This window comes from Deinococcus malanensis, assembly GCF_014647655.1.
GTDB lineage: Bacteria > Deinococcota > Deinococci > Deinococcales > Deinococcaceae > Deinococcus > Deinococcus malanensis.
On record NZ_BMPP01000013.1, the window covers coordinates 15,740 to 28,592 of the forward strand.

The following is a 12,853-nucleotide window of genomic DNA, read 5'->3' on the forward strand; positions in this document are numbered from 1 at the left end:
GTCTCCAGCAGGAAGGTCAGGCACAGAATGCCCGTAGGGTGGCGCTCAGGACGGCGCGGCAGTGCTGAACCGACTCCAGGTCCACCCATTCCTCGGTGGCATGCGCGCCGGCGCCGTGAGGCCCGAAGACCACAGTGGGAATTCCTGCGCCGGCAAGAAAGGCGGCGTCCATCCAGAAGGTTTGCCCGATGTGGTCTGGCGCTGTTCCCAGAATTTCTGAAGCCTGCTCGCGTAGCACCTGAACGATCTCGGCCTTATGCGAAATCCCGAAGGGTTCCCGCAAAAGCGTAATGCGATGCTCGGCGTGAAAGTCTGGGTCCAGCGCCAGTTCACCCAGAAGTTCGGCCCACTCCTGCTCGGCTCCTGCGCGCGTCTCCCCCGGCAGGGTCCGGCGTTCGACCTGAAGCGTGCAGCGTTCCGGATAACTGGAGAGTTCCTGTCCTCCCGTGATCAGCGAGGCATGTACAGAAGCGTGGCCCAGCAGGGGATGAGGTTCCCGCGCGTCGAGTTCGCGCTGAAGGCTTTCCAGGCGCCCCAGCACACGGCCCATGTGAGCGATGGCGTCCCTTCCCAGGTCCGGGCGCGAACCATGGGCAGCGCGCCCGTGGGTGGTGACCTCGTGCCAGATGAACCCCTTGTGCGCCACGCACAGCTGCAGACTGGTCGGTTCGGTGACGATGGCCGCGTCGGCCCTGACCGATTTCAACACGGATTGCATGCCCAGGCTGGCGTGCTCCTCATCGGCCACTGCCGCGAGAATGACGTCGCCGCGAAGGTGGGCGTCCCTGGCATCAAGCAGGGCAAACAGGCAGGCGGCGAGCCCGCCCTTCATGTCATAGGTGCCGCGGCCGTACATCCGGCCGTCACGAACGACCGGGTCGAGCGCCAGAGGCATGTGCTCGGTGCCCACCGTGTCGAGGTGCGCGTTGAGGAGCAGGGAACGGCCGCCGCCCGTCCCCCGGACCGTGGCAATCACACTCAGGCGCCCCGGGGCAGCCTCGTCAACTGTGGCTTCAATGCCATGATTGTGCAGCCACGTCGCGATAAACGTGGCCAGCTCAGCCTCGCCCGCTGCACCAGGCACCAGCGACGGGTTGATGGAGTCGATCCGCACCAGGGCGGCCAGCAGGTCCTGCAGAGACGAAGGCATCGGTAGCCCCATTCATATCACCCAGGGTGTAGGTGGGGAGGAGAGCAGCGTGGAGATACGATCACGCAGTCCTGCTCGTCCGGCTGGGTCACGCCTGTAAAAGGTCAGAAAAGCATCAGCCTGCGCCCCTCCTGGCCTCGCCGTGGGGTCAGGAGGGGCACCTTGGGCTGCTTGGATCATGGACCCAAGGGTGCGCGCCCCTGCGCGGCTGCTTACGCTGACATCTCAGCCCAGCTGCAGCCCCTTTTCGGGTCTTCCCGGGGCCCCCGGATTACAAGGTCGGCAGCGATGCTCCCGGCCCGGTTGGCGTGGCGAGCGCTTCACCCATTTCAGGGTGACAGCTGTTCCTTGAAGCGCCGAACCAGAAGAAGTGTCGGGCGCAGGCAGGGGAGAAGCTGACCAACATACACCAGGTCATCCTCCGCAGAGCGCAAGGCCCTGCATTCATCCACCGTCAGCTGTCGGGGCGGTCTGACCTCGTAGGCGTACTCGAGTGCGCGAGCGGCCTGTGACCACCGTTGTTCACGGGCACAGGTGAGGACGTGGAGATACGGCACGAGGTTGGGCATGGTGATTTTTCCTCATGAGGACGTCGGTACGGGATCGGATGCGCAACCTTCTGAGAAGTGGTCCGTCCGGACGGGAAACGCCTGAAACAGTGAACGATGTTTTTCCAGTGTGGGTTTTGAAGTGTTCACGTGGCGAATGTGTATGCGGGCAGACGGGGATCGGTGGCCAGGCGGCAGGGGTGGCCTGGGTTTTCAGCTGGAGTGAATTTTCAAGTCAGCTTCATACCGGAACAGACACTTACGGCACGCCCTCACGTTAATTGGCGATGGGTTACAGTTCGGTTATGGCATTACTGCGGGGGCTGGAGGCCCTGGAAGCCGGCCAGTTTACTCTTGTCTTAACGCAACTTCGGGGGCGCCTTGACCTGTCCGGTGAGGAACTGGCGATTCTTGGGCAGGCTGAACTGGCTCTGGGCCATTATCCGGAAGCGGAGCTCCATCTCCTGCGGCCTCACCTTGCCGGGGTGGCGCGTGCCACCGTCAGTTATGGCGCTGTCCTGCTTCAAACAGGGCGTGTGTCGGCCGCAAAGCTGCACCTTGAGGCGTCTGTGGATCGGCTTGATGCTCATTGGGAAGCAGAGATCCGCCATCTGCTGGCGGAAGTGCACCTGGCTGAGGGGGCCAACCTGACAGCTGCTGAGCAGGCCGAGGCCGCTGCGCGTCTTCTGCTGGCCCGTGATTACGAGCAGCGGGCTGCGACGCCCCTTGTGACCATGGCGATGGCCTGTGCACAGCAGGGTGAACTGTTTCGTGCAGAAGCGGCGCTGATGATCGCCCTGAACATCCTCCCCGACATTCCGGACCCGTCTGCTCGTGCCCTGGCTCTGGCAACGCTGGGCTGGGTTCAGGGAGTGTCGGGCCGCATGGAAATGGCGGCCCAGTCGCTTCAACTGTCCGGGCGCCTCAATGCCCTGGGACAGCAAAGTGAGGTTCAGCGCAAGATTGCCGCGATCCGTGCGGACCTGTGTGGCTGGCAGATGGACTGGGAAGGGGAACACCGCGCCGTGGACGAAATTGCAGTGTCCCTGCCGGCAGGGGGAAGCGGTCATCTGTGGTGGCCCTGGGTGCACCAGCGCCGCGCCCGCATGGCCGTCCGGGAGGGGCGCTGGTCAGATGCGTTCGAGAGCCTAGGGCGATCCGGTTCCAGCCTCGACGCCTCACTCACCCGTGGGCTGCTTTTTCTGGAAATGGGAGAGGTGGTGGAAGCCCGGCAGATTCTCAGTGCGGCCCTGAATGATGGTTCGTTTGCGACAGGTCCTGCAGCGGCCAGCCTTGCGGCGACCATCGCCCGGACCTATGGAAGCCAGGACGAAGCTGCTCCTCTTCTCCGCCGGGCATTGGAAGAGATCATTGCCACGCCGTTTCTGAGTGCAGCACAGGCGCCGCTGGCCATGATCGAATCGGTCCTCTCCGCGCCGGAGGGTCCCGTGTCCCCTGGCCTCAATGCGCGTCTGATGGCGGCGCGGCAGCACCTGCGGCCTCCGCTGCAACAGCCGGTCGTAAAAATCAGGACGCTCGGACGGCCTGAAGTGAGTCTGCGGGGCAAGGCCACCAAAGCCTCAGCGGCCCTCCTGGCGGCGCTGAAACTTGGCGGTGAACTCGACCGGGCCACCCTGCAGTTGCAGCTGTACCCGGACCGCAGCGCCAGCGCAGCCGAAAGTGCGGTCAAGCAGGACATCTTCCGGACACGCAAGGCGCTGGGAGCGGACAGCATCCTGAGCAGCGGTCCACATCACAACAAACACTACGCACTCGCTCCCTCGCTGAACTGGCAACTGGACGCGGAAGACGTACTTGTGGGCGCCATGCAGCTGGACGCTACCCGGGTGTTCAGTGAGCTGAACGGTCTCTTTCTGCCTCACCTCGATTCGGAGTGGCAGCGTGAAGTCCAGGGTCGCATCGATCGGGCGGTGGAGGCGATGGTGCCAGCGATTTTGACGGTTTATCAGAAAGAGGGCCTCAGGCTCAACATGCGTCACGTGGTCGCACAATTTGGGAAATGCTACCCGGATCATCCCCGTCTTCAGGAGTTCAACGAGCACGTCATCGAGGGACATGGGGAAGCGGGAGCGCTTGTGAGGTAGTCCCCGGGTAACCCGGAACGATGCTGGTACTCCGGGCGACCCTTCGTCATGAAGAACTGGCGGGCAAGAGGTAAGGCTGCCACAATGCCGCATGGATCTTGTGGCAGCAAAACAGACGGCGCAGCAGTTGGTCGACACCCTTTCCGTCCCTGCGGGCACCCGCCTGGAAGTGGACGTCGATATCAACCCCGATCGTCTCAACATTATTGCGACCAGGAATCAACGGGCCGGCGTGGTCATCGTGACCAAAGAAGCGTTGGCAGAGCACGGGCATCAGGCCCTGGGGGCTGCCATAGAGCGCCTGCGCATGGCCGTCATTGAAGGAGGCCTCCCGCTTCTGACAGGGGCGCCTGTTCAGCTGGGCATGCTGGATGCGCGCGGCTGGACCGACGGGAGGCCTTCCCCCTACACACCCCGTCCCTAAGATTTCCTTGCTGGCCGCGCGCTGTCACTGTTGTGTTGCCTGCGCAGGAGCCTCACTCCTCAGCGTCCATCAGTTCACCATTTACCTGCGCGACCCGCCGGTAGAGCGTGCCGGAGGTCACGGCCTCGCCAGTCGGACCCCCCTCAGCCAGTCGGGTCACCCTTTCGATGGTGTCCTTGAATCCGATGACCACCACCCAGCGCACCTGCTCCACCACGCACACCCAGGTCGACTTCACGAACTTCCCGGTATCAGTACGGACCTCGGCCGCGACCAGTTCCCAGAGGTCCGCGTCGAAGTGCTGGAGCTCCTCGGTGGGTACCCCCTCCCCGGCCAGACGTCGCCGAAGCTGAGCGGAAAAGAATTTCAGCTTCCTGGGGCCAGCCATGATGTACCGCACCCGGTCAAACAGCGTGGCCGGCCCCGTCTCAAGGTGAAAGGAGGCAGTGCTGACGTGCCTGGTCTGGCTCCTTTCAGGTGGCGGTCGGTCCGACATACCGCAGGCTTGCAGAGCATCTCACCGATCGTGAAAGGGCGACTTCACCCGGAGTTGGGAAATGGCGGGCCCGGGATGCGCTCCAACCTGCAGGAGCAGGAACCTCCGCCGGCTCCCCAGTTAGTCCGCCGCTTCCACCGTGGACTCGGCGTGACGCAGGGGCAACTCGCTCAGGCGCTGAACTTTGATGGTGACTGCCCGTTCCAGGCGCGTGACCTGACCCTGCACGATCAGTGCCCGCGCGTCTCGCAGGAGCACCCGGTGGGCTTCCCACAGGTCCGGGCTGATGATCGCCTGCACGCGAGCGGTACGGTCTTCGAGCACATAGAAGGCAAACCCCCTGGCTGTCGGTGGCCGCTGCTTCGCCACGATGACCCCGGCCGCCCAGGCCGTGTTGCCGTGCTTCAGCCCACCGAGCGCCTGGCACCCCAGATCCCTCAGCCGCGCGCGGTGCGCGTCCAGGGGATGGCGGCCCGTTTCGCTCAGTCCCTTGGTCTGCAGGTCCAGGGCCAGCTCTTCGGCCTCACTCATACCGGACAATTCGGGCGATTCGGTGTCCAGAGTCAGCAGGGCGCGGGTGCCGGCCTTCCGGGCATTCACCAGTGCGGTAAGCCTGAACAGGCCCTTTCTCCGGCTGGGCTCCACACTTTCCAGGGCGCCGGCCAGTACCAGGGTTTCGAAGAGGTCGCGTGACAGGTCCAGCCGGTCATACGCGTCTTCCAGACTGCGGAACTTTCCACCGGTGAGGCGTTCGTGCACGATCTCCCGCGCCTTGGCCTCGCTGACGCCCTCCACTGCCGTCAACGGTACCCGGATGGTCCGCAGGGTCTCGGCCCGGTAGCTCAGGCCACTGCGGTTGATACAGACAGAAGTGAGGGTCACGCCACGCCGCCGGCATTCCTGAGCGATGGTGCCCGGCGGCCACATTCCAGGAGCTTCGGTCAGAAAGGCGGCGAAGTACGCGGCCGGGTAGTGATGGCGCATGTAGGCACTGGCGTAACTGTGCTGCGCGAAGGCGTGCGCGTGCGACTCGGCAAACCCGTACCCGCGGAACATTGCGCACATCTCAAAGACTTCCTCGGCTTCCCACGGAAACGCGCCGCACGTCAGGGCCGCGCCCGCCATGAACTGCGCTTTCAGATCCGCGAGCTCCTGCTCGTCTTCGACCTTGCTCAACCGGGAGCGGAACTGGTCCGCGTCCGCCCAGCCATAGCCCGCGTAGTGCACCGCGATGCGCAGAATCTGCTCCTGAAACATCAGGGTGCCGTGGGTGGGCGCCAGGATGCTCTGCAACGGCTCCGGGCGTTCCGGAACCGGCTCCTCCCCCCGAGCACGCCGGACATAAGGATGCACGGTTCCCGACTGGATCGGACCCGGCCTGACCAGGGCGACCTGATGGGCCAGTTGCGTCATGGTCTTCGGTTGAAGGCGTGCACTCATCTGCACCTGCGCCGGAGACTCGATCTGAAACAGCCCCATGGTGTCCCCAGAAGAAATTTCCGCCCACACGCGAGGATCGTCCGGCAGCTCACCGTACGGCACCCATCCGTTCGTGAGCCGCAGCACCTCCTCCCGGGCGCGCTCCAGCGCCGCGAGCATCCGCAAGCCCAGCAGGTCCAGCTTGATCAGCCCCAGTTTCTCCACGTCGTCCTTGTCGAACGTCAGCATCCGGATGCCGCCGCTCGACCGGGTCAGCGGCGAATAGAAGGTCAGCGGGTCACTGCTCAGCACCACTCCACCGGAGTGCGGCGCAAGGTGGCGCACGAAACGTGGTTCGATGCGCTCCAGCAGACCCAGCAGCGCCTCCTTGACCGGCGCGTCACCGAGGACTTCCGTAAAGACTGTTTCTGCCTCCCTGGCCCGGTGCGGCCGCAGGTGCCCGTAATCCCGCCCCAGCGCCCGGGAAAGCCGGTCTCTGAGTTCCGGCGGAAGCCCGAGTGCCCGTCCCAGGTCCTGGATGGCGCTTTTCATGCGGTACGTGATGCGGTTGGCCACCATGGCTTCTCCCGCACCGGACAACCCCCAGCGTTCCTCCACCCACGAGAGCACCTGATCTCTGCGGGCACTGGCAATGTCGATGTCCACGTCCGGCATGCTGGTGCGGCCGGTATGCAGGAAGCGCTCGAACAGCAGGTTGTGCCGGATGGGGTCCGAGAGGGTGATGCCCAGCAGGTAACACAACACGGAGCCCGCCGCTGAGCCCCGGCCTGCTGCGAGAATGCCGTGCTCCCGGCAATAGTCGGTCACTTCCGCAGCCGTCAGGAAAAAGCCCGCCAGGTCCAGCTGCGCCACGGTGGCCAGTTCGTCCCTCAGGCGGGCCAGAGCAGCCTCCCGCCCGTCGGGTGCGTATTTCGAGGCCACCGCCTCGAAGGCTCGTTCTTCCAGTGCGCCTTGTGCCGTCTGAAAGGCTTTGAGCTTGGGTTCGGGGCTGCGCAGTCGTTTGGGCAGCAACTCGAAGGCGCACGTGTCCGCGAGCCGCTGTGCATTCAGCAGTCCGTCCGGAAATGGCAGCAGTCCGCCCCATTCCTCCGGAGTGCCCACATGCCGGGCGTCGTTGCGGGGCCGGTCCGGATGCGGGGTCTGCACGTCGGTGCCCAGCCGCGCGCAGGTCAGTGCGTCGAGCAGGCAGTACTCCGAGGCGTCTGCCATACAGACCTCCGGAGCGGCCACCACCGGCAGTTCCAGGTCGCGCGCCAGTCCGCGCAGGTAGTCCAGCCGCCGCCGTTCGTTCGGCGCGGCCCCATGGTACAGCTGCACGTACAGCTCGCAAGGAAAGGTGGCCCGCAGTGCCCGGAGGTACGAGGTTGCCCGCACGACCTCCCGCTGCTCGCCGAGAACGGTCGGAAATCCGGCGCGCCCGCCGGTCAGGCAGACGAGATGCTCCCGGGTCCGCCCACCAGCCTCCTGGAGAAGGACCAGAGGGAGCCCGCCAGGATGCTGGCCCCTGACAGCCGTGATCAGTTCGCAGAGGAGGGCGTACCCCTGGCGGTCACGTGCCAGGAGCACCAGCGGGAACGCCTCGAACCGCACGGACGAACGTGGCGGGGCAGGGAAGAGGACCGGCAGGGTCACGCCGACGATCGCCGTCAGCCCGGCCGCCCGGGCGGCCTCACCAAGCTCCACGACTCCAGCCACGCTGCACCAGTCCGCCAGTCCGACCGCCGTGTATCCGGCGTTCGCGGCCCGCTGCACCAGTCGTCCCGGGCTCACAGTGCTTCGTCCTTCACTGAAGTACGACTGGCACGCGAGCAGGACCCGCAGCGTGGGCACGGCTAGTCTTGCACCCTGGCCAGCCACCAGCGGCCCTCCTGTGTATCTTCGCGATGCAGCTCGGCAGTAAGGTTTCCTGCCTGCACGAGATAGCAGTCACGTGGCGCTTCCCCAAGCCACCAGCGGCCCCCCGAGCGCCACCAGTCCAGCACCGCCTGCACCGGGTACGCCTGTCCGTTCCAGCTCAGGCCGGTGGGGTGACCGCCCCGCACCTCCACGTCGACCTGCTGCTGCACCGCCCTCATGAACGTGCACCTTCAAAGAACGCCAGGATGCGGTCCACGGCCTTCTCCCGCGCCTGTGCCTGGCTGAACTGGGCACGGGGGGGCGTCCAGGCACGCTGCGGTGTCATGGGCGTCGGGCGCACTTCTCCGGTCTGCCAGTCCACCCATTCGTACATCGCGTCGGCGGTATACGCCCAGGGGTCCAGCCAGCGCACGCGGACGAGGGCATCCGGAAAGCGCCCCAGCACGTCCCGGGTGACGTCCAGGTCCGCCACCCCTGCCCACAGGCCTACCATCCGCGAGGGCTGCTGCAAACCACTGAGCTGCACGGTGAGCCGGTCGATGCCCAGCGGGAGGGCGCCGGTGTCCTCCAGGGTGAGGGTCGCCACCCGCGTGAGCCCGCCGCGGTCCAGCGGCCACTTCAGCTTGCGGGTGGCCGTCAGTGAGCCGCCCAGCGTCTCGCAGCGGATGGTCAGGTAGGCGGCCGTGCGGCCGCGCATTTCGGTGACCAGGCCCGGCAGAAGGTCCTGGAGGGCGGCGTCCGCCTCGGGGCCGTTCAGGAGAGGCGCGTCGGTGTCCAGGCTGGCTTCGAGGATCTGTCCGGGAACATACCTGGGAAGCTGCTCGGTGCGCTGCCCTTTCAGGAAGCGGTTCAGCTGTTTGGCCATGTCGACGCCCAGGAAGGCTTCACGCTGTGCCGCGCTCCACTTCCACAGGTCCGCGAGCCCGGTGATGCCCAGGAAACGCAGGCGTTCGACCTGGGCGGGGGAGAGGCCGAGAACATGCAGGTGCTCCAGGGGCACCAGATTCAGGAACGCCTTTTCCGCCTGTCCGCCGGGGTGCACCTCCCGCACCTCACCCCTCCTGGCGCGCAGGGCGGCCAGATGCGCGACTTCCAGGCTGCTGGCCAGGCCCACCGGAACCTGCAGGGCCGCCGCGAGGTCACGTGCGGCACCCAGACCGAGTTTCAGGAACACCAGCCCGGGCATGCGGCCGTCCACGCGGTCGCTGTAGCGGGCATAAAGCTGTTCAACCAGCTCATTCCACGCCGCAGTCGTTAGGGGCGTGCCCAGGATTTCGGCGTGCAGTTCAGGGCAGCGGCTGAGGGCCGCAGTCTCCCGCATGCCTGTCTTCACGCCGGCTTCCTGCGCACTGGCGCTGGCGAACAGGACCCGGCGTGCTCCTTCGCTCAGCACGGCCACGGGCACGCCCGGATGTCGCCGCTGAAGAAGTTCCAGCGGCCAGGGGGAGAGCAGGACGCAGGCGATGAGGCTCGGCGTGCGTCCTGCCATGCTCAGACCCTCCGGCTCCTCAGGGACGCCTGCCCGATGTGAGCCACCAGGCAGCCCTGGATGCGGACGTCCCGGGCCGGGAAGGTCATGGGCGGATAGTCCGGGTTGGCGCTGTGCAGGGTGATTTTCGAATTCTGGTGCTCCACCCGTTTCAGGGTGGCCGCGCTCTCACCTGGGAGCAGGACAACAGCGATGTCGCCGTTCGGGACCGTTTCATTGGGGCGCACGATCACGATGTCCTGCGGATAGATCCCGACGCCGATCATGCTGTCGCCGCGCACGCGCAGAAGGTAGTCGCCTTCTTTCATGTCGATCACCTGGTCCAGGCGGGTGATGTACGCTTCGACATTCTGTTCGGCGTAACTGGGTTGCCCGGCGGCGATTTCGCCCACCAGAGGAAAGCCGCCGCCGCCGATCAGGGCGCGGGCTTTGGAGGTCAGCATCAGCGGGGCGTAGCGGCTGGCGGCGGGTTCGAGGTAGTGCGCTTCGCGTAGAGGCACGGTCTGGTAGCTGACGGCCTGCTTGGTGAGGCCGGTCGCCTGGGCGACCGCTCCCAGGGTGGGCGGGGTGTCTTCGGCCTGGAGGCGGAGGATGGCGTCGAGGATGAGGCGGCGGGTGCGGGTGAGTTCGGGGGGCATACAGGCTCCTGCGGGAACACTTGGATACAGGTCAAGTTTGTACTTCCACATTGCAGTTTTTGTTTGATTCGTGTCAAGATGGTGAACAGGAGAACTCTTTATCGAAAAATCTGTACAGAACGTAATAAACCCAGTCCGAGAACCCAACGCCTCCTGCCTGGATCACACCCGCATCAGGCCTTCCATGCCTACTGAGAGGCAGTACATGCGTCCTACACCTCAGTCCTGCCGCACTTCCCCCCCGCATATCCTGTTGATCGACGACAACCCTCTTGACCGCGAACTGACCACGCTGGCGCTGCTGGATGTGGCTCCCGGCTCTCAGCTCACCCTGGCCGGCAGCGGAATCGAGGCCCTGCAGATGCTGTGGGCCGGCCTGCAGCCTGACCTGATTCTTCTGGACGTCAATATGCCCGGTATGCACGGCTTCGAGGTGCTCGAAGCCCTGCGTGCGGACGCCGCCCTGACCCGCATTCCGGTCATCATCCTGACCACTTCAGGTGCCCAGCAGGACCGGGAGCAGGCACGGGCCCTGCAGGTTCACGGGTATATGGTCAAGGCCCCAGGATTCGAGGCCTACGTTCAGCAGATGCTGGATCTGGTGCGCTGGTATCACGCGACGGCTCCTCTTCAGACCCTGGCCTGAAGGTACGGCGGCTGGACGCAGATTCCCTGCCTGACCACTCCAGGTCGGGAAGCGCATGTTCTGGGATCTGCTGCCCTGCGAGCCCTTTCGGCCTGGGCCGGATCCTTCAGGCCGCAGCATTCAGGGCGAGGTCCCTCTCAATCCTCTGAAGCCGGGTACTGGATATTCTCCACGCTAAGGTGCTGATTGTTGAGTGCCAGCCTCCGGACCCCTTCACTGCTGGACTCGATCTCACGGGCTCTGGCCAGGAAAGCCGCAGCAGCCTGAGTGTCCCCCTGAGCGGTGCTCTGATCGCTCAGATGCGTAAGCAGGATGACGGCTTCTTCCAGCGTCCGCAGTACCTGATAGGCCTTGTCCTCGATCGACTCCGACACCTCCGAGAGCAGGGCGTCCGCGGTGTAGGCATGCCCGGTATGGCACCGGTAACGCGCGACCTTGCCCTCCTCAATCTGGATCAGGGCGCCATGACACTCCGGGCAGGTCAGCAGTGACGGTGTCCCAAGGCCACTCACTCCCTGCCTGAAGGCATTTTCTTCACGTGCGATACCCACTTCCACCTTCAGGCGGTGTTGTTCCTGTTCGGTCATACGGGGCCTTCCTACGGGCTGGGTCCTGGTCATGTCCTGGACCAGGGTGGTCAGGAGAGTCGCCAGTTCTGCCAGGGGGACCACATGGTCCACTTCGACGCTGCTGAGGGCACTCCGGGGCATCGAGTCGAACTCCGCCGTGTCAGGGTCCTGCACAATCGTCACTCCGCCGCGGCATTTGACGGCATGCAGGCCGGAGGTGCCGTCGTCCAGCAGGCCAGTCAGCACCACACCGATCACATTGGGACCAGCCGTGAGCGCCGCCGAACGGAAGAGGGTATCAATACTGGGACGCGAGCGATTCTCCTTGGGACCTTTGGTCAGGAGCAGGGTGTTTCCTTCAACCAGCATGTGGTGATCAGGCGGAGCCACGTAGATCATTCCGCGGTGAAAGCTCTGACCGCTTCGCGGATGAAGTGCATGCAGGGGACCGGCGGAGCTCAGGATTCGTGGAAGCATGCTGGGATGCCGGGGGGAGAGGTGCTGAACCACCAGGACCGCAGCTGGAAAGTCACTGGGCAGCCCGGCACAGAGCTTCATCAGGGCGGTGACGCCGCCGGATGATGCCCCGATCACGACTATTGGAAAATCCGTCATCTGCACTCAGTATTTTGCACCTGGGGAATTCTGAAAAAGAGACAGGGTTATGGTTCGGCACTTTGTGCTTCTGGCGACGCCGGGACTGGATGTCATTCCCGGCTCCTGAAAGTCGACTGTGGGCTTTCAAACCTTGCTCTGCCTGGACTGGCTGCCCTGGCTTCGTCGCCTCCCACCGGAGTCGGGGTCAAGGAACCCTTCGCCCCGCCAGGCAGCACACTCCAGGGTCCTGACCCAGTGAGTTCAGGTATGAATGACGCGGCACTTCTGCCAGAAGCCCAGAAACGTGTCGATCTGCTGCAGGAAGTGTTCAAAATTTCCCGCTTTGACCAGATATGAGCTGGCATGCAGGATGTAAGCCTCCCGGATGTCCGCTTTCGCACTTGAGGTGGACAGCATGACAACCGGCAGCCAGGCCAGCTCAGGGTCGGCTTTAAGGGCCTGAAGCACTTCAAAGCCGTTCATGCCGGGCATGTTGATGTCCAGGAGAATGACGTCCGGGTCGATGACCTTTGCCCTGAGCATCTCCAGAGCCGTCTGTCCGTGGGTGACGCAGGTCAGGGTGCACTCCGGACAGAGCTGTTGAAACGCTTCTTCAGCCAACAATTGGTCCGCCACGTTGTCATCGATCAGCAGGAAATGCCGCAGGGAGTCCATACCATTAACGTAAAGACAGGCTAAGGGAAACTATGAAGCCTTCTTCACACTCCGGGCTGGACATTTTAAGGGGTGCAGGACGTGCACCGAACGGCAGCAGACCACAACACAGTGCCCACAGCACCAATGCCGGGCGCCAGAAGTGCCAAAAGCAGTGGCCGGGGGCGTCCCGCTTGGCCTGCAAGGACGCCCAGGCAGAGGGCGGCATGATCCCGGCCA

At 64.6% G+C, this 12,853-nt stretch carries 11 protein-coding genes; 3 read left to right on the plus strand and 8 right to left on the minus strand.

Annotated features, from left to right (window positions below):
* Positions 1–16 precede the first annotated feature (16 nt).
* Positions 17–1,150: a M20/M25/M40 family metallo-hydrolase gene (locus tag IEY49_RS14565; RefSeq protein ID WP_189010101.1), complete on the minus strand. Its 1,134-nt coding sequence runs from the start codon at positions 1,148–1,150 to the stop codon at positions 17–19.
* Between the two features lie 853 nt (positions 1,151–2,003).
* On the opposite strand from IEY49_RS14565, the gene IEY49_RS14570 reads away from it, so the two are divergent.
* Both IEY49_RS14570 and IEY49_RS14575 read left to right on the plus strand, forming a co-directional pair.
* Positions 2,004–3,803 carry a hypothetical protein gene (locus IEY49_RS14570; RefSeq protein ID WP_189010102.1) on the plus strand — a complete coding sequence of 600 codons (1,800 nt, stop codon included), beginning with the start codon at positions 2,004–2,006 and terminating at the stop codon, positions 3,801–3,803.
* 91 nt (positions 3,804–3,894) lie between these two features.
* Complete coding sequence (locus IEY49_RS14575) at positions 3,895–4,227, plus strand: hypothetical protein (RefSeq protein ID WP_189010103.1); 333 nt, start codon at positions 3,895–3,897, stop codon at positions 4,225–4,227.
* A 52-nt stretch (positions 4,228–4,279) separates the two neighbouring features.
* On the opposite strand, the gene IEY49_RS14580 is transcribed toward IEY49_RS14575, so the two are convergent.
* The 5 genes from IEY49_RS14580 to lexA all read right to left on the minus strand — a co-directional run bounded on the left by IEY49_RS14580 (position 4,280) and on the right by lexA (position 10,147).
* Positions 4,280–4,723: a hypothetical protein gene (locus IEY49_RS14580; RefSeq protein WP_189010104.1), complete on the minus strand. Its 444-nt coding sequence runs from the start codon at positions 4,721–4,723 to the stop codon at positions 4,280–4,282.
* Between the two features lie 120 nt (positions 4,724–4,843).
* Complete coding sequence (dnaE, locus tag IEY49_RS14585; protein WP_189010105.1) at positions 4,844–8,020, minus strand: DNA polymerase III subunit alpha; 3,177 nt, start codon at positions 8,018–8,020, stop codon at positions 4,844–4,846.
* The gene (locus IEY49_RS14590) at positions 7,996–8,238 is read right to left on the minus strand and encodes a DUF6504 family protein (protein WP_189010106.1); all 243 of its coding nucleotides are present in this window, start codon (positions 8,236–8,238) and stop codon (positions 7,996–7,998) included. The genes dnaE and IEY49_RS14590 overlap by 25 nt, the downstream gene beginning before the upstream one ends.
* Complete coding sequence (locus tag IEY49_RS14595; RefSeq protein WP_189010108.1) at positions 8,235–9,509, minus strand: Y-family DNA polymerase; 1,275 nt, start codon at positions 9,507–9,509, stop codon at positions 8,235–8,237. The genes IEY49_RS14590 and IEY49_RS14595 overlap by 4 nt, the downstream gene beginning before the upstream one ends.
* A gap of 2 nt (positions 9,510–9,511) precedes the next feature.
* Positions 9,512–10,147 (minus strand): transcriptional repressor LexA, encoded by a 636-nt coding sequence (gene lexA / locus IEY49_RS14600; protein WP_189010110.1) that lies wholly within the window; start codon positions 10,145–10,147, stop codon positions 9,512–9,514.
* A 205-nt stretch (positions 10,148–10,352) separates the two neighbouring features.
* On the opposite strand from lexA, the gene IEY49_RS14605 reads away from it, so the two are divergent.
* On the plus strand, positions 10,353–10,793 hold the full coding sequence (locus IEY49_RS14605) for a response regulator (RefSeq protein ID WP_189010112.1): 441 nt from the start codon (positions 10,353–10,355) through the stop codon (positions 10,791–10,793).
* Between the two features lie 137 nt (positions 10,794–10,930).
* Here the strand turns inward: IEY49_RS14605 and IEY49_RS14610 are convergent, their stop codons facing one another.
* Positions 10,931–11,977: a chemotaxis protein CheB gene (locus IEY49_RS14610; protein ID WP_189010114.1), complete on the minus strand. Its 1,047-nt coding sequence runs from the start codon at positions 11,975–11,977 to the stop codon at positions 10,931–10,933.
* A gap of 243 nt (positions 11,978–12,220) precedes the next feature.
* Complete coding sequence (locus IEY49_RS14615) at positions 12,221–12,634, minus strand: response regulator (RefSeq protein ID WP_189010116.1); 414 nt, start codon at positions 12,632–12,634, stop codon at positions 12,221–12,223.
* Between the last annotated feature and the right edge of the window lie 219 nt (positions 12,635–12,853).